The sequence below is a fragment of the Gelidibacter japonicus genome (assembly GCF_010725055.1).
Classification (GTDB): Bacteria; Bacteroidota; Bacteroidia; order Flavobacteriales; family Flavobacteriaceae; genus Gelidibacter; species Gelidibacter japonicus.
Window position 1 is genome coordinate 98,612 of sequence record NZ_BJKB01000008.1, and the last position, 17,587, is coordinate 116,198.

A 17,587-nucleotide genomic window follows, 5' to 3' on the forward strand; every position below is an offset into this window, starting at 1 on the left:
CCAGTTCCCGAATCACGAATGAGGTATTCACCGTTTAAAATACTGCTCTATCTTGTTGCTACACTTTTGGTGATGTTAGGAGTGACCTATTTTAGCACCTCAAGAAAGCTTGATAATGGGAAAACTCAAGAAGGTTTTTTTGTGGGCAATGTCCATATTAAATATCCCACACACGAAAGTTTTTTGCAGGAACAGAGCCATGATCCTTCAAAAATTAAAAGCTTGGATAGTATCGTCGAAAATATCGAAGGCTTGGTGAAAGACCTTGATAAAGACATTTCAGAACCAGATTCAAAGCCTAAAATTCCGGATTTCACAAAAATTGACACGTCCAAAGTACAGCGCATCAAATATCCTAAAGATCGCCAGGTTTTTATAGCCCAGTTACGAGAAAATCTGCAAAGCAACCAATGCCGAATCATTCATTATGGCGATTCGCAGCTTGAGGGTGATCGGATTTCAGGATATCTCAGAAACAGGCTGCAAGGCTTATATGGCGGCACGGGTCCGGGTTTTATACCCATTGTTCAGGTTTATGACCAAATTAGCGCCAATGTCACCCATTCCGATAATTGGACACGACACGCCTATTTTGATCCTACCCAAGTCAAATTCCCGCATAAAAAATATGGCGCCTATTCGTCTTTATCCCGATTTACGGAGGCTTATGAAACTGTGGACAGTCTGCTTTTAGATTCCCTTAAAATCACCAAAGCGACCATCAACATTGGAATTCCCACCAAATCCTATCCGCTTCTTAAAACTTTCAATACAATAGGTTTGCATTATGGGAATGCCCATGCACCAACCACTGTAAAGGTGTATAACGATGGTCAACTCATCAAGTCTGAAAAATTAATTGCTGATGGTGCTTATCATGAGTTTGCTATCAACTTGGCCAACACGCCCTCCAATCTGAACATTGAATTGGAAAGTAAAATAAGTCCAGATTTTTATGGACTTACCTTAGATGGTAAAGGAGGTGTTTCTTTGGACAACGTGGCTATGAGAGGTTCTTCAGGAACTATTTTCGCTGGTACCAATAGTGGAAATTTCCAAAAGATGTATCAGCAACTACAGCCTAAACTATTGATTTTTCAGTATGGTGGCAATTCGGTTCCCTATATTAAAGACTCTTTGGAGGTTGTAGAATATGCTGGGTATCTAAAAAATCATATCAATTGGGTAAAACGAAAAAGCAATAATGCCAAGGTCATTTTTATCGGGCCATCAGATATGACTACCAATGAAAAGGGAAAGATGACAACCTATCCGTTGCTTCCTTATCTAAACAAAACCTTACAACAGATGTGTACAGAAAACGGCATTGCCTATTGGAGCATGTTTGATGCCATGGGAGGTGAAAATTCAATGCAACATTGGGTAGATCAAGGATTGGCAGCAAATGATTACACCCATTTTTCGCCCTCAGGCACCAAAATCATCTCGGAATTATTTTTTCTATCGCTCTATTTAGATATAATCACTAAGAAATGAAGAACAATCTACTACTCCTTTTTATAGGATTTACCACAACAATTTTCGGTCAGCATTATGTTTTGGACAGCCTTACCCCAACATACGGCCATCTGATCAACTTTGAAGCGAATACCTTTAAAATGGCAGAAAGCTCTCCAACTTTCCATCAATTTTTTGCCAAATTGGATTCCGTTTACAGTGGCAAGAAACAAAAACTGCATGTTTTTCACATCGGTGGATCGCATATTCAAGCTGATATTTATTCCAACAAAATAAGAACCTATCTTCAAAACACAAACACTGTATCTCAAGGACAACGCGGATTTGTATTCCCATATCATTTGGCACACACCAACAATCCGACCAATTATCGCATTGAAGCCACAAAATCAAAATGGAAAGGGTACCGCTCTTCAGTTAGGAAAGATAGTATCGCTTGGGGATTGGCTGGAGTAACCGCTGCCTTTAGCGAAAAATCGGATACTATCATTGTAAAGTCCAATTATCGAAATTACACCAATCAACCGTATGAATTCAATAAACTAAGAGTCTTTTACAACACTTGGAAATCAGATTATAATCTGACAGTAATGAATCCGGAACTTGTGATAGCTGATACTTTAAATTTGGACAAAATGTATCGGGAGTTTCAATTTAATAAACTGATAGACGAGGTTGAGATTTCCTTGGAGTTAAAGAATGACACCATCCAAAATCCTGAATTTGCTTTGATGGGTATGGAATTCATGAATGACGATGATGGTATTGAATATACCAGCATCGGCGTTAATGGTGGAAGTTTTGCCTATTACAACCGAGCGGTCTATTTTGAAAAACAGCTTCAGCTCTATCAACCTGATTTGTTCGTCATTGCTATTGGTACGAATGATGCCTATATGCCTAAAAACGAGTTTGATGCCGAAAAATTCCGAGAATATTACGAAGCGTTCATTCAAATGATCCAACGGGTCAATCCTAATTGTGCCATTTTATTGATGGTACCCAATGACGATTATTACAAGCGAAAAATTCCTAATCCAAATACTGCCACACAACAAAAAGTGATCATGGAGCTGGCAAGGAAACATCAAATGGCCGTTTGGGATTTTTACGAAATCATGGGAGGCTTGGGGTCTTCTAACAAATGGTATCAAAACAAATTAATGCCTCGAGACCGAATTCATTTTACACAATTGGGCTACAGTATTAAAGCCGATTTGTTCATGGACGCATTGATTGATGCTTGGGCAAAATCAACTCACCGAAATAAAGAAGAATTGTTAAAGCACTATAGAACCTTGGATGAATAGGTTATACGATATTTTTAAGTTTTCGGAAGATTTTCCGCTGATCTTTACCCAAGCAGATTTTTGGATATTTTTTGCCGTGGCCTACTTTTTGTTCGCTCTTGTGCACAAGAAAATTAGACTGCGGAATTCATATCTCTTTTTAATTTCACTATTCTTTTATTACAAAACCAGCGGATTCTTTATCGGCATCCTTATTTTCAGTACACTCGTCGATTTTTTTATCGGAAAAAGCATTCATAAAAGTCAAGAACAAACCAAACGCTATATTTTAGTAACTTTAAGCGTGGTCATTAATCTGACCGTGCTGTGTTATTTCAAATACGCCTATTTTTTTACGGACTCTTTCAATATGTTGTTCCATACCAATTTTGAAGTGGTCAATTGGTTGGCGCAATGGGGAAATAGTTTTAATAATCAGAATTATTTCACTGTAGATAAAATTATCCTTCCAGTTGGAATTTCTTTCTACACGTTTCAAACCATCAGTTACAGTGTGGATATTTTTAGAAGAAAGTTAGTGCCTTTAAACTCCATTCTCGATTTCGGTTTTTATGTAAGTTTCTTTCCGCAGTTGGTCGCAGGCCCCATAGTTAGGGCTGAAAATTTTGTACCGCAAATTTCCAAACCCACGGTCATTACGAAATCTGATTTCGATACCGGAACCTTTATGATTTTAAAAGGATTGATCAAGAAAATGATCTTTGCCGATTTTATCGCGATGCACTTTCTGGACCGAGTGTTTGACGCTCCTGAAATGTTCTCTGGCTTTGCCAATGTCATGGCCATGGTTGGGTACTCCCTTCAAATTTATGGCGATTTTTCCGGTTATACAGATATAGCCATCGGATTGGCATTATTGATGGGATTTAAATTGCCCATCAACTTTAATTCGCCCTACAAAGCTACCAATGCCGGCGATTTCTGGAAACGCTGGCACATCTCCCTCTCAACTTGGCTTCGTGATTATTTGTATATTCCTTTAGGTGGCAATCGAAAAGGCACTGTCGCCTCCTATATTATTTTGAGCATCATTCTGTTGGGAGTTCTATACGCTTATCAAGACATGTTGGTCGTTTCCATTGTATTGAGTTCTGCCCTTCTAATTTATATCTTGTCACTCTATAATACTACGGTAAAAAATCAAATCAACACCAATATTAACTTGATGTTGACCATGCTCATAGGTGGTCTTTGGCATGGTGCATCGTGGAAATTCGTTATTTGGGGCGGACTGAATGGTTTGGGAATTGTGGTTTACAAATTTTGGCGAAAAGTGAGTCCGTACGAAACCAACAACCAATGGTATGCACGTTGGTGGAAGATATTGATTACGCTGACTTTCATCACTTTTACACGGATTTATTTCAGGGGTGAAAGTATGGATCATATTGCGCGTTGGTACAAGCAAGTTGCCTACCATATGGATTGGCATTATGCCTTAGATATTTTAATCCACTATCAACTCGTATTTTGGGTAATGCTTATAGGATATATCACGCATTGGTTGCCAGAATCCACCAAAACTAAAATTGAGGGCGCGTATGCAAAAAGCCCGGCATTTGCCAAAGTATGTATTGCAACAAGTGTTGGGATTATCTGCTATCAGGCATTCTCTTCTGATTTTCAACCTTTTATTTATTTTCAGTTTTAAAGGAACAGACTTAAGTACTGAGTATTAAGAATTAAGAAAATTGTACGTCCCTGCATAGCTTATCACTTAAAGAGTGAAAAAATAGTGTCTTGGCTATAAAAATCCACAATTAGAAAGTCTTATATCCTCTGTCATCCTGTACTATGTCTTAAATCTATAAGCTTTGTTCTAAATTCCCAGCTTGTCGACCTGCAGGTTAAAACTTAATTGTTATTTTTACAGCATTAAAACTAGAAACTATGTCAGTAGCAAAAAGAGATTATAAGAGAATTACCGTTAAAACCTTGGTGGATATGAAAACCAATGGCGAAAAAATATCCATGCTTACCGCATATGACTTTACCATGGCAAAAATTGTTGATGGTGCTGGTGTAGATGTGATATTGGTTGGCGATTCTGCAAGTAATGTCATGGCAGGTCATGAAACCACCTTGCCAATTACCTTAGATCAAATGATCTATCATGCTGCTGGGGTAGTGCGTGCCATAGAACGCTCATTAGTGGTCGTAGATTTGCCTTTTGGAAGCTATCAAAGTGATCCAAAGGAAGCGTTACGTTCTGCCATCAGAATCATGAAGGAAAGTGGTGGCCATGCCGTAAAGTTAGAAGGTGGAAAAGAAATTAAGGAGTCTATCAAGCGGATTTTACACGCGGGAATTCCTGTGATGGGCCATTTGGGTTTGACGCCACAATCCATTTACAAATTTGGAACCTATACGGTAAGGGCCAAGGAAGATGAAGAAGCAGACAAACTTAAAGAAGACGCTTTGATGCTTGAAAGAATTGGTTGTTTTGCGATTGTATTGGAAAAAATTCCTGCAAAATTGGCGCAGGAAGTTGCTGAAAGCGTTACTATCCCGGTTATCGGCATTGGCGCGGGCAATGGTGTGGACGGACAGGTACTTGTCCTACATGATATGCTGGGAATGACCCACGAGTTCCATCCGCGTTTTTTACGTCGATATATGAACCTCTATGAAGACATGAATAAAGCCATTTCACAATATGTGGAAGATGTGAAAAATTTAGATTTTCCTAATGATGAGGAGCAGTATTAGGGTTATGAGTTATCAGTTATCAGTTATCAGTTATGAGTTATGAGTTCAGGGTTATGAGTTCAGAGTTATGAAACAGTCTTGATTCTTGATTCTTGATTCTTGTTTCTTGTTTCTTGTTTCTTGTTTCTTGTTTCTTGTTTCTTGTTTCTTGTTTCTTGTTTCTTAATACTTAATACATCTTTCAAAATTAAACATCTGTCTATTCGTGGCAAAAAATCAAGAAAAAATCCTTTCCAATAAAGACAATCTCCAAGTTCTGTATGAAGACAATCATCTCATTATCGTAAACAAACGTGCGGGTGATATTGTTCAAGGGGACAAAACCGGAGATAAGCCCTTGAGCGAAGTGGTTAAATCCTATATAAAGGATAAGTACCAAAAGCCTGGAAACGTCTATCTTGGAGTGGCACATCGATTGGACAGGCCAACCACAGGCGTGGTCGTTTTCGCCAAAACAAGCAAAGCCTTACCTCGTCTCAATAAAATATTCGCTGAAAAGGACGCTAAAAAAACCTATTGGGCTTTGGTCAAGCAATTGCCACCAAAAACTGAAGACACCCTCATTCATTGGTTAAGAAAGAATCCGAAAAACAACAAATCTACAGCTTATAACAAGGAAATTGCTGAAGGAAAAAAAGCCATTCTTCATTATAAAATCCTAAAGGAATTAGACCGCTACTATTTACTTGAAATTGAGTTAGAAACAGGACGACACCATCAAATTCGCTCGCAACTCTCAAGTATCGGCTGCCCTATCAAAGGCGACTTAAAATATGGTTTTGATCGAAGCAATCCTGATGCCAGCATTAGTCTGCACGCACGTAGACTATCATTTATCCATCCTGTTTCCAATAAGAAAATTGATGTAGAAGCGCCTTTACCAGAAGATCCGCTTTGGAATGCGTGCTTATAGTTAAATTTATTATCATTCTGAAAACGGACCTACATTAACCTGGGAACAATTACTTAGAAGCTACATTATCGAGATTTACTTCTTAAAGTAAAAAATCCACTTAGTTATCACCTTTCATTTACAGTCAAAAAACATCAGGTCTGTTAACGGACTAATACTTAAACAGATTATTTGAAGGTGGATAAATATCAATTTAATTTTTTTAAAAAGAGCTTACAATATTTCGTGCGTTTTTAAGCCACGTTTTGTTATTGGATAATGAATTTTGAGCATTGTTCCCTGATTGGGATGAGAGGTCAAGCTGAACGTTGATTCCGTGAGCTCTGCCCTATTTTTCATGTTCAATAGCCCAGAACTCTCTTTTACATCATCCAAAACAAATCCATTACCGTCATCAGTTGCCTTAATGATCAATAAGTTATCTCGACTATAGTCTAACAATATGTTTAGCGATTTCGCTTTTGAATGTTTAACGGTATTTGAAATAAATTCCTGTAAAATTCGAAATAGGATAATGCCATCCTTATCATTCTTAAACGGCTCGACATCACCAATAATATTAAAGTCTGCCGTAATTAAGGACAATTTATTAAGGCGTGCAATCTCCGCATTTATCGATTTTTCAAAACCTCTGTTTTGTATGACATCGGTGTTTAATGACTTGGACAGAGCCCTGACTTCATCCAAACTTTCCTTAATTGTTTTTTGGGTCTCAGCGAAAGGTTCTTTGATATCCTCCGCTATTTTAACACCCAACATACCCATTTGCATACTTGCCAGTGAAAGTAACTGACCAATATTGTCATGAAGCTCCTGGCCTAAATATTTAAGTGTTTGTTCTTGGATTTCTTCACTGGTCTTGGCTACGGTTTCTTCAAATTCCTTCCGTTGTTTGATTTTTTCTAAAAGTAACTTGTTCTTTCGCTTTTGAAAGGCAATAAAAAAAACAATCACCATAGTCGCCAATAATATGACCACTAAAGTCATATATCCTATCAAGGCAATTTCCTCCTTATTTATCGTCTGCTCTTGTAAAGCGGATATAAAAACGCAAAAGCGAAACTTGAGTAAGTACATATATTTATAAATAATAAGAGTAAAGTTCTAAACCTTGCAAAATCTGAATTTATCGATTTGAAATACCCATCAAAAATAAATAATGGTATGATGCTAAGATACCAAAGTAACAAAATGATACTTATATAAAAAGAAGGCAGTTTATAAAAATCAAGGATTCTATCGCTGTTTATCAATTGTAAAAAATATAATAGCACATATAGGCAAATTATAGAAACACTAATAAAAAAATGATATGGAAGTGCTGCGATAAAAAAAGCATCAGTTAATGTAAAATAAAGAATTGAAAATAGGCTAAAGATTCCCAGCGTTGACAATACGGTGATCTTAGTTTTAAAACTGGTCATTAAATTATAGTAAAAAATACTCAAAAATCCCATGGCCAAATAAGAATAGATATTATAAAGCCAAGTATTGCGACGAAATACACTGTTCTTAATAGCTATAAACCATTCGTTATCGAAGTCATATAACATCAAAAAACTATAGCTTCCAACAATTTCAACAATAACTGTGAGCCATAGATAATACACAAAAATTCTTAGTGCTTGATCATTGACTTTCCTGAGATAATAACTTCCAGATAAAGCAGCAATCAGCTCAAAAACTATGGTAATTATAGCTCGATAGTCAATTAAAAACTCTTTCAACATAAACTCTATTGAGGGTAATTTGCATCAGGCGGGTATCCGTGATTTCCATAATCCAATCCTTCACCTCCAGGAATGTCACCACCATTTGATTGCATGGAAAAATTAAACATGGACGCCGATGCTTTGTTTGGTTTTCCTGTTGGAACAAAAAACATGGTCGTATAGCCAGCTACTCCGTTTTCAGGTGGATGCGCGCCCAAGTAAATTCGAACGCCGTCCATGGTATAACCTCTTTCCTTAGCATTATTTTCTGCATAATTGAGATAGTTTCTGACTTCATCCAATCCATACCACGACGATCGGTTATCGCCACCTTCCCTTTTTACGAGAGAATCACTGATTAAGCGGTATCTTTCATTGTATGCCTGATCTAAGGTTTTAGCCTGATCAGGCGAAATAAGTCCTTTGGGCGCAGTAATCGTCAACTCAGTTTTTGGTTGGCAACAGTAAAAATACATGGCCAAGGCTCCAATAACGATTCCTAAAATGAGCATTACAAAATTTTTCATAATGGTTTGGTTTTAATTGTTTAGACGATGAAATTATAGAAAATTTAAATATAAGTGCTCAAAACACTTATAAAATTATTAAAACATCCATCGAGAATGTAAAATTTTAAATCTCATATTTAGGAAGTTGGATATAATATTCATGGCCATAAACATACATCTTTACTCAGACCTTCAAAAGCTCAAATTGAACTATTTGTCCAGGAATTCTTTGTGATAATCGGTTAATGGCCATTTCGGAAAGCTGTAAAATTCTTGGATACCCTCCCGTGGTCTGGCAATCGCGCATCAGAACCATCAATTGCCCAGAAGGCGTTAATTGCACAGTCCCAGGTAAAACCGGTGATGTGATGATGGGTTCCAATGAGTTCTCAAAACGCTCATCCAATTGATAAGCCATGCGATTGCTATCCGTGGAAACGGTAAATTCTGTAGTAAATATTTTGTTTTGATGATCAGGACCAAGCATCTCAAATTCAATCCCTTTAAACACCTTAATTCTTACAGACTCAAAATGTGCTTTAGGGGTTTTTAATACAGCATTTGATCTTTTAAATGGTATCGGTATCTGGGATAGATTTATAAAATCGCCAGTTTTTAAGCGTTGTTGTTCGGTTATGGATTTATAAAAACTTCTGCTTTGCATGATTTTTTCTGATTGGAATCCGCCAAGTACCGCCAAATACCCTCTACAACCCAGTTTTCGTGTGCCAAAAGAAAGTATGTCGTTCTTTCTTACGATGACATAGGTATTGTTTTCAATAGGTTTTTCATTGATTTTAGCTTGACTTTCCATTCCTGTGATGCAAATAGCAGTGGTCCTATGAAATTTCAGGCGTGGCGCTTTTAAAGTAAACTCCAACACAGCGGCGTCCTCTTGATTTCCTAAAATAGCATTGGCAAGTTGTCTCGAATAGTGATCCATAGTTCCGGAAATAGGAACCCCAAATTGCTGATACCCCAGACGTCCTAAATCTTGGATACTGTCATATAACCCCGCTTTTAAGATTTCAACCATCAATTACCTCGCTTTCCATTTTATAAGTTCTGTTTTTAACATGTGATGAAATTTCCTGATGAGTTTCAAGATCGACAGGAACAAACCGAATACAATCTCCAGTTCTGGCAAAACAAGGTTGTTCTGCTTTGGGATTGAAAAACGCTATGGGTGAATTCCCGATAATATTCCAACCTCCGGGACTCTCAATGGGGTAAACTCCAGTTTGTTCCCCACCAATACCTACCGCTCCCCGCTCAATATAGGGTCTTGGACTTTTCTTTCGTGGCATGAACAAACGTTGGTCCAAACCTCCCAAGTATAAAAAACCCGGAAGAAACCCAATGAAATAGACCGTATAAATGGCTTCAGAATGTATGCGGACAATTTCTGGAATTGATAGTTTTTTTGCTTTTGATAATTCTTCTAAATCCAAACCAAAACAGAGATCATAACAGGCAGGAATTTTCCATAATTTTTGAGCTCGTATTTCTAAATCCTGTCTTGAATCATATTTAGATTTCAATGATGCAATTTGTGCATCTATATCGACACTATTAAATCCATAAGTAATTAAAATAGAGCAATATGCATTGGTTATTTGGATGATTGATTCACTATTCTCTTTTAATAAATAATTTTTGAACAGTAGTACGTCATTAAGGATTTCCGGTGCAATGTATTGGGGCCATTCCACCAAAATAGAAGTTTCAGAATATCGCGAATATGTCAATTTAAATTTGTTCAAAATTCTATTTAATCTGTATCCCTTTTCTATTTAATTCTGCTGTCAGAATCTGCAAATGCTGCTCGGCCTTAGGATGATCACCATGAATACAAATCGTATCTGCTTTGATGTCTTTCTCGGCACTATTGATAGTCTTTACTTTGTGATGTTGTAACATAAAAAGAACGTGGGCGCTTAATTCGGCCGCATCCTCAATGAGTGCATTTGGATGTGATCTTGATACCAAGGTCAAATCGTCATTATAATTCCTATCGGCAAAAACCTCATATACAACCGTAATACCGTTCTTTTCTGCCATTTTGGACACCATCGATCCAAATGGAGCATAAAGCTTGACTGATTTATCATAATGTTTCATCAGCGAGATGACAACCTCAGCATAAGTGTTCTCGGTATTGGCAAGATTATAGAGTGCACCATGTGGTTTGATATGATGTAGGGGTTCATTTTCAGCTTTTAGAATCGTCACCAGATCGTTTACTTGAGCTTTTAGGGATGCCAATAAATTTGCTGGAGAGATGTCCATTGGAAGTCGTCCAAAATTTGCTTTATCAGGAAAAGATGGATGTGCACCAATCTTAACCTGATGTTGTTTTGCTAATTTCACAACGGAGGTCATCGTCATCTCGTTTCCTGCATGTCCGCCACAGGCAATATTGCACGAGGATAGAAACGGCATGAGTTGGCCTTCGTTATCAAGGCCTTCGCCGACATCGGCATTAAGATCTATAAATGTTATGAGGTTTTCTTCAGACATTGATTTTTAATAGAACGCAGACCCACCCGTCCGTTCAGGCGGGTAACAATGATACTGCCAATTTACGCTGATTTTTTTTATACATTTTCCGATAGCTATCAGGATCACGAATTGTCACTAATTATTTAAATGAAATTTGGTACTTGTATTCTAAGCTATAAATTTTCTAATGATTTGTTTAAACATAAAGTTTATCTTCTTACAATTCATTGCAACATTATGCCTCTCCACCTCCGCGTCCCTGTCTGCCGACAGGCAGGTCTGCAAGAATATTTATATCACCCCAAACACCATTAAAATACTCTTTGCTCCCAAAAACACAGCCACACCTACAATAACGTAACCAATGACATTCTGAATTATAGTATTCTTATACTTCCCTAAAATACTTGATTTATTCATCACCCACAATAAAAATCCCGCGATAATGGGCAACAGCAATCCATTGGTAATTTGAGCAAATTTGATAATTTCAATAGACTTAAATCCGATGGACGAAAACAAAACACCCAAACCCAAAATAAACATCCAAACCGCTTTAAATTGTTTTGATTTCATACTTGTTGACCAGCCCATACATCCAGTAGCTACATACGCCGCGGCCAATGGTGCGGTAATGGCACTAGTGATTCCTGCAGCAAACAGACCAAGCGCTAAAAAGTACTTAGCAAAACGACCGAATAAGGGTTCCAAGCCTTTGGCCAAATCGGCAGCACTAGAAATGTTCTGAGTGTCAATAGCAGCAGCCGAAATGATGATACTCATGGAAACAGTGCCGCCCAAAACGACAGCGATTATGGTGTCCTTTCTTGCATATTTTAAGTCGGATGCCTGATGCCATTTTTCTTTTACCAACGTGGCATGTAAAAACAAATTATAAGGCACTACCGTGGTTCCAATCAATCCAATAATCGTCAGTAAATTTTCCTCCGAAACTTGGGGGACAAAAAGTCCGCTGAGAATATTTGAAAGATTTGGTTGTGTGATTATTGCAGTCACTAGAAAAGACATACTCATCAAAATGACCAACGATACTAAAACTCGCTCCAGAACTTTATAATTCCCCACATAAAGCACTGAAAAGGCTATAATTCCAACGATAACACTCAATACATTCAAATTAAAACCGGAAAAAATCACTGTAGGATTTCCGAAAATTGTTTCCATTCCCAAAACGCCGCCACTGATATTTCCAGCTTCATACGCTGCATTGCCAATAACAATTGCTGAGAGAATCAAAAGAATTGTAAGTCCTCTAAGTATCGAATTTTTAATTTCTGATCGAATAATTTCCGAAAGTCCCTTTTGTGAAATAAGGCCCAAGCGTGCGGACATTTCCTGGAGAACAACGGTTGCCATGATGGACAAGCCCATGGCCCAAAGTAAGGCAAACCCGAAATTGACACCAGCTAAAGTGCAGACGGTTACTGTTCCTGGCCCTATAAAAGCTGCGGCAACTAAAGGACCAGGACCAATATTTTTAAACCAGTTTTTAATCACGCGCTACAGTATTTAGCGCATAGATGGCAAAACTACCTAACCAGTGACCTCCTTCATAACTATCTCCCACAATACTTGGCAGGGAATAAAGAATGTGAGCGTTGGCAATATTTTTCAGATGTGCATATTCCGGCAAGTCTTTAGAAATCTCATATAAACTCCATGCTCTCGAAAAATTGACACCGTCGAGATGCACCAATTTCCCATCGGTTCTGTCGCTCACCTTTCCCGTTTCCAAAGCAAAGTTTTTGTCTTTTAATTGGGGAAGAAAATCGGATAACCAAGTTTTAAATTCTTCTGTAGGAAGCACACGTTTCATCAAGGCAGCTTCTTCCAAACAAGGAGACAAGAAGTCAAAACCACTTGGCTCCCAGGTCAAAGGACAATTCGCATCTTTTAAATAAAAATCTTTTGATCGCAGAACGATTAAGGATTTTAGTGTTTCGTTCCCTACAGTATTCGCATAATCATAGGCAAATGACAATCCGAAAGCCGTATTGGGATGTTCCCCAACCCGAATGGGATAATTGAGCTTTGGTAAAAATTCGATGTATTTTTCGACCATCAAATCGGTTAAGGGCTGCAAATTAGATTCCAACTCTCTTGCCAACGGTGCATCCCAGGTATGAAGTTCTTCAGCGAGTTTCAATAGCCAAGCCCAACCATAAGTGCGTTCGTAAGTCGCGTTGTGTTTGCCAAAAAAATAATCCACTTCAATTTGAATATTGTCTTTGGACATGTTTTGCAACAACATCTGCTCAATATCTGCCTTTTTATCGAGCTCTGGAAACTGCTTTAACAAACTCACCAAACTCCAATGGCCATGGACTGAGGAATGCCAGTCAAAACAACCATAAAATGCGGGGTGAAGCGTTTTAGGAGACTTTAAATCGTCGGCACTGCCTATGGTTTGATTGAGTTTGTTAGGGTATTCAACTTGCACACAATTAATGGGTAATTCTGCTAAGCGATTGGCTTCTTCCAAATGTAGTGTTGGAACTTCAACTTGTACGATTTCTGATAGTGGCTCGGGTATGGATTGTTCTTTTTCTTTGGAATTGTTGCAGGCAAAAAGAAGTAGGATTGGAATTAAGTATCTTAATGAGTGGATCATAATGAGCGTATTGATTTTTATGTAATTAAAGTTGTCTTTTTGATCATGAGATTAACTTTGTTGAACCTAAAGGTTTCCTGCCTTCGCATGTCTGCCGGACAGGCAGGCAGGAATTAGTTAACCCAGCCAACCTCCCCTCTCGAGACTTCGGTATTGAATGGTTTCACTGAAATAATAAATCTAAAACTTGTTAAAATGATTTTAAATTTAACTAAAACAATCTTGACTACATGAAAAATAATAGATTTATGTTAATTAAATATCATTCATCTTTATAATAAAAAAAACGCCAATATCGAAATATTGACGTTTTACAATTTAAATAATTACCTGGGATTTATACTCTGCAAATCAGACAGGGTTTTACCTTTCAACTACTTGAGTCTTTGTAATTATTTAATTTTAAAAGCGCACCAAATAGGTTGCTTTCATAATTATCAAATATAGAGCATTCCATTAAGAAACATAAAAAATGTTATCGACAACATACTGATAACCAGTATATTAAATTGATGAGCTAAAAATAAAAACAAGAAGTTTAAATTAATTTTATGCCTTTTATTTTTAACGAAAAATAGTTGTTAACAAATTTAAATTTTGGATAAAATGAGTAAATTGTAGAAAAAAAGCGGAAGAATGAGAATAATGTTTGATTTAGATTTATTTCAATCGTATTAAAAAAATACTTTTCACTAAATAAATTTGAATTATCTCTTTTGTCATGAGATTCCTGCTTTCGCAGGAATGCGTTAGCCTAACCACCCTTCCCTGTCCAAACTTCTGTATTGAATGGCCTCACTGATGTGGGCGCCATTTAAATCTTCAACGCCCTCTAAATCGGCGATGGTTCTTGCCACTTTTAAGATCCGGTCGTAGGCTCGAGCCGAGAGATTTAAGCGTTCCATAGCCGTTTTTAACAAGTTCTTTGAGGCCTCGTCCATCATACAGTACTGACGGATTTGCTTGCTGCTCATCTGTGCATTATAATGGACGTTTTCATGTTCTTCGAACCGTTTGGTTTGACGCTCTCTTGCCGAGGTCACACGTTTTCTGATATCTATGGACGATTCGCCTTTACGTTCATCTGACAGTTTCTCAAAAGGCACTGGGGTGACTTCTATATGAATGTCGATACGGTCTAAAAGCGGCCCCGAAATCTTACTTAAATAGCGTTGCATTTCTGCGGGAGAAGAAGTCACCGGCGCATTCGGGTCGTTGAAATAGCCTCCAGGACTCGGATTCATGCTCGCTACCAACATAAACGACGAGGGATAGGTCACCGTAAATTTTGCGCGTGAAATGGTCACCTCCCGATCTTCCAAAGGCTGGCGCATAACTTCCAAAACATCGCGTTTGAATTCTGGCAGTTCGTCCAAAAACAAAACACCATTATGGGATAATGAAATCTCTCCGGGTTGCGGATAACTTCCACCGCCAACTAGGGCGACGTTAGAAATTGTGTGATGGGGACTTCTAAACGGTCGCTGCGACATTAATCCCGTATTATCCTTGACACGTCCAGCTACCGAGTGGATTTTAGTGGTTTCCAATGCTTCGCGGATGGTCATGGGTGGCAAAATACTCGGCAAGCGCTTGGCCAACATGGTTTTTCCTGCCCCTGGTGGGCCGATCAAAATGATATTATGACCGCCAGCCGCCGCAATTTCCATACACCGTTTGATGGATTCCTGACCTTTTACATCTGAAAAATCAAATTCCGGGAAATCTAAACTTTTATAAAACTCTTCATCAACATTAATGATGGTGCGCTCCAATGGCACATTTTTATCAAAAAAATCGATGACCTGTTTAATGTTTTCTACGCCATAAACTTCCAAGTCGGAAACAATAGCCGCTTCTTTCGCATTTTGCATCGGCAGGATAAAACCTTTGTAGCCTTCCTCTTGTGCTTTAATGGCTATGGGCAATGCACCTTTAATAGGCTGCAAATTGCCATCCAAAGACAATTCGCCCATAATCAAATATTCCTCCAAATTCTCAGCCTGAATCTGTCCAGTGGCGGCCAAAATTCCAATGGCCAAGGTCAAATCGTAACTGGAGCCTTCTTTGCGTAAATCGGCGGGAGACATGTTAATGATGATCTTTTTCCCAGGGATTTTATACCCGTTATTTTGAAGGGCCGCGGCAATCCGGAAATTGCTTTCCTTTATGGCATTGTCGGGTAAACCTACAAGGTGGTAACCAACGCCGTTATCCACATTGACCTCAACGGTTATGGTTGTTGCCTCAACGCCAAAAACGGCACTTCCGAAAACTTTTTTGAGCATAGCAGGATTGGTTTGGTTAAATGTATGAAGAATGCCTCTAACTTCAAAGTGGAAAGTTTGAAGTGGGGTTTCTGTTGGTGAAACCATCAATGACCGACACTTATATGCAGTAATAGCAAAACAAAGGATCCGTAACGGCCCAGTCACCCATTTTCGTTTAATAGTACATGTCAAATACACAACTTAACCGCAAGGAAGGTAAGTAAAATCGTAAGGTGCGCAAGGTTTTAAAGCAAATAGAATACAGTAATAGGTGCTTGACTTAACCCCTCGCTCCTACTACGTTAAAAATTATAGATTGTTAGCTTTAGCTTTTTAGGATTATAATTGCTACTGATTAATTACGAAGTTCCCAATTATCCCTAAATCTACTTATTCGGATCCAAAACCACCGAGCTATCAAAATCCAATCCCCATTGGATCCCAAAAAGCGCTACGGTTGACCCTTCGTTCCTAAAGTTTTTTCCGAAGCCGCCGTTTATCGTAAAGGCCTCACTGATTTTATATCTGATGCTACCTATGGAGCGTTCTTCGTTATTGTTTTCTGAATCTCTGGTAATGTATTCATAGCCAAAAGACAGCTTATCCAATTCCAAAGCAATTTTAGCCCCGTAGTCGGTGGCATTTTCAATCCTTAAATCGCCAGAATCCGGATTGAGATTTAAGCCATCCCTAAGGTATCTGAATACGCCATAAACATGAACATGGCTTTGTTTTCCAATGGTTGGGGTATAAAATGCCAGATCGCCCGTGGCCCAAAATCCAAGACGGCCAAAGGCATCATCCATATCCTGACTTTTATCGCCCATAAAATGACTGTAAGCAACGGCCACATCCAACGCAAAAAATGGTTTTCGCTGCAGGGATTGCTCAAAATTTTGAACTATGGCTTGGTAACCTTCCAAGCTGGTGATGGCGGTGTTTATCTCCGACAGACTTAAACTTGGGTTTGCAAAGATCGCAATGACTTCAGGACTTGACATAAACTGCTCATACGATGTGTACTGTGATTTGATCTCGTCAATTTGATTTCTGGTCTTAACCGACAACAGCCGTGTTCTCGCACCAACAGAAACGTAAGATTGTGGCACTTCAAAAACGTTGAAGGTTCCATCCATCAAGGCTAAAGAAACAGATGCCTTTTTCCAAGCATCGCCAAACACATTGTAACGCGTATAATCATTGATACTTACATTTTCCCCTTCAGGTTTATCACTTATGAGGTTATTATATTTAAAGAAGTTCATCTTTTCTCGTTTCACATACCAGTAGGGCTGAAACTCCACCGCGTAATTGTTGTTTCCCAATCCGTCCTTGCTATTTCCTGAAAACGCACTAATGGTCTGAATGGAAAATGCCTGAATATTATCGGGTACAATAATATTGGAAGGCGCAATATCCATCAATACAAAAGCTGGAGAATTTGGAGACGCCAAGTTTTTCAGTCCCGCCGTCGGATTAGTATCCGATTGGGCAACGAGTATTGACGTTAACAAAACACCCAAATATTTTAAATATTTCATAATATTCGTT

General features: G+C 38.3%; 14 protein-coding genes. 5 read left to right on the plus strand and 9 right to left on the minus strand.

Annotated elements, in window-relative coordinates:
* Positions 1-18 precede the first annotated feature (18 nt).
* The 5 genes from G6N06_RS09910 (at position 19) to G6N06_RS09930 (ending at position 6,411) form a co-directional block, all read left to right on the plus strand.
* On the plus strand, positions 19-1,497 hold the full coding sequence (locus G6N06_RS09910) for an SGNH/GDSL hydrolase family protein (protein WP_163516395.1): 1,479 nt from the start codon (positions 19-21) through the stop codon (positions 1,495-1,497).
* Positions 1,494-2,789, plus strand: coding sequence for a GDSL-type esterase/lipase family protein (locus G6N06_RS09915; RefSeq protein WP_163516397.1), 1,296 nt, complete (start codon positions 1,494-1,496; stop codon positions 2,787-2,789). Before G6N06_RS09910 ends, G6N06_RS09915 begins: the two co-directional genes overlap by 4 nt.
* Positions 2,782-4,440, plus strand: coding sequence for an MBOAT family O-acyltransferase (locus G6N06_RS09920; RefSeq protein ID WP_163516399.1), 1,659 nt, complete (start codon positions 2,782-2,784; stop codon positions 4,438-4,440). The genes G6N06_RS09915 and G6N06_RS09920 overlap by 8 nt, the downstream gene beginning before the upstream one ends.
* Positions 4,441-4,679: 239 nt before the next feature.
* Positions 4,680-5,498 carry a 3-methyl-2-oxobutanoate hydroxymethyltransferase gene (panB, locus tag G6N06_RS09925; RefSeq protein ID WP_163516402.1) on the plus strand — a complete coding sequence of 273 codons (819 nt, stop codon included), beginning with the start codon at positions 4,680-4,682 and terminating at the stop codon, positions 5,496-5,498.
* 205 nt (positions 5,499-5,703) lie between these two features.
* Positions 5,704-6,411: an RluA family pseudouridine synthase gene (locus tag G6N06_RS09930; RefSeq protein WP_163516403.1), complete on the plus strand. Its 708-nt coding sequence runs from the start codon at positions 5,704-5,706 to the stop codon at positions 6,409-6,411.
* Positions 6,412-6,624: 213 nt separating this feature from the next.
* Here G6N06_RS09930 and G6N06_RS09935 read toward each other — a convergent pair whose 3' ends face one another.
* From G6N06_RS09935 to G6N06_RS09975, 9 genes are all read right to left on the minus strand, one after another.
* A complete protein-coding gene (locus G6N06_RS09935; RefSeq protein WP_240338027.1) occupies positions 6,625-7,488 on the minus strand; it encodes a sensor histidine kinase in 864 nt (287 codons plus the stop codon).
* Positions 7,489-8,146: 658 nt separating this feature from the next.
* Positions 8,147-8,650 carry a hypothetical protein gene (locus tag G6N06_RS09940; protein ID WP_163516405.1) on the minus strand — a complete coding sequence of 168 codons (504 nt, stop codon included), beginning with the start codon at positions 8,648-8,650 and terminating at the stop codon, positions 8,147-8,149.
* A 166-nt stretch (positions 8,651-8,816) separates the two neighbouring features.
* A complete protein-coding gene (locus G6N06_RS09945) occupies positions 8,817-9,668 on the minus strand; it encodes a 5-oxoprolinase subunit C family protein (RefSeq protein WP_163516548.1) in 852 nt (283 codons plus the stop codon).
* Positions 9,661-10,395: a 5-oxoprolinase subunit PxpB gene (pxpB, locus tag G6N06_RS09950; RefSeq protein WP_163516408.1), complete on the minus strand. Its 735-nt coding sequence runs from the start codon at positions 10,393-10,395 to the stop codon at positions 9,661-9,663. Before pxpB ends, G6N06_RS09945 begins: the two co-directional genes overlap by 8 nt.
* 4 nt (positions 10,396-10,399) lie before the next feature.
* Positions 10,400-11,152 carry a 5-oxoprolinase subunit PxpA gene (gene pxpA / locus G6N06_RS09955; RefSeq protein WP_163516410.1) on the minus strand — a complete coding sequence of 251 codons (753 nt, stop codon included), beginning with the start codon at positions 11,150-11,152 and terminating at the stop codon, positions 10,400-10,402.
* A gap of 273 nt (positions 11,153-11,425) precedes the next feature.
* Entirely contained in the window at positions 11,426-12,652 is a 1,227-nt protein-coding gene (locus G6N06_RS09960) for an Nramp family divalent metal transporter (protein WP_163516412.1), read from the minus strand.
* Positions 12,645-13,766 carry a DUF2891 domain-containing protein gene (locus G6N06_RS09965; RefSeq protein WP_163516414.1) on the minus strand — a complete coding sequence of 374 codons (1,122 nt, stop codon included), beginning with the start codon at positions 13,764-13,766 and terminating at the stop codon, positions 12,645-12,647. The genes G6N06_RS09960 and G6N06_RS09965 overlap by 8 nt, the downstream gene beginning before the upstream one ends.
* 749 nt (positions 13,767-14,515) lie before the next feature.
* Positions 14,516-16,054 (minus strand): YifB family Mg chelatase-like AAA ATPase, encoded by a 1,539-nt coding sequence (locus G6N06_RS09970; RefSeq protein WP_163516416.1) that lies wholly within the window; start codon positions 16,052-16,054, stop codon positions 14,516-14,518.
* Between the two features lie 368 nt (positions 16,055-16,422).
* Positions 16,423-17,577: a hypothetical protein gene (locus tag G6N06_RS09975; protein ID WP_163516418.1), complete on the minus strand. Its 1,155-nt coding sequence runs from the start codon at positions 17,575-17,577 to the stop codon at positions 16,423-16,425.
* Positions 17,578-17,587 lie beyond the last annotated feature (10 nt).

Bases quoted from the DNA above. Each gene is read 5' to 3' on its own strand.
- G6N06_RS09910 (WP_163516395.1), top strand. From the start codon at position 19: ATGAGGTATTCACCGTTTAAAATACTGCTCTATCTTGTTGCTACACTT.
- G6N06_RS09915 (WP_163516397.1), top strand. From the start codon at position 1,494: ATGAAGAACAATCTACTACTCCTTTTTATAGGATTTACCACAACAATT.
- G6N06_RS09920 (WP_163516399.1), top strand. From the start codon at position 2,782: ATGAATAGGTTATACGATATTTTTAAGTTTTCGGAAGATTTTCCGCTG.
- panB (WP_163516402.1), top strand. From the start codon at position 4,680: ATGTCAGTAGCAAAAAGAGATTATAAGAGAATTACCGTTAAAACCTTG.
- G6N06_RS09935 (WP_240338027.1), bottom strand. From the start codon at position 7,488: ATGTACTTACTCAAGTTTCGCTTTTGCGTTTTTATATCCGCTTTACAA.
- G6N06_RS09940 (WP_163516405.1), bottom strand. From the start codon at position 8,650: ATGAAAAATTTTGTAATGCTCATTTTAGGAATCGTTATTGGAGCCTTG.
- G6N06_RS09945 (WP_163516548.1), bottom strand. From the start codon at position 9,668: ATGGTTGAAATCTTAAAAGCGGGGTTATATGACAGTATCCAAGATTTA.
- pxpA (WP_163516410.1), bottom strand. From the start codon at position 11,152: ATGTCTGAAGAAAACCTCATAACATTTATAGATCTTAATGCCGATGTC.
- G6N06_RS09965 (WP_163516414.1), bottom strand. From the start codon at position 13,766: ATGATCCACTCATTAAGATACTTAATTCCAATCCTACTTCTTTTTGCC.
- G6N06_RS09970 (WP_163516416.1), bottom strand. From the start codon at position 16,054: ATGCTCAAAAAAGTTTTCGGAAGTGCCGTTTTTGGCGTTGAGGCAACA.
- G6N06_RS09975 (WP_163516418.1), bottom strand. From the start codon at position 17,577: ATGAAATATTTAAAATATTTGGGTGTTTTGTTAACGTCAATACTCGTT.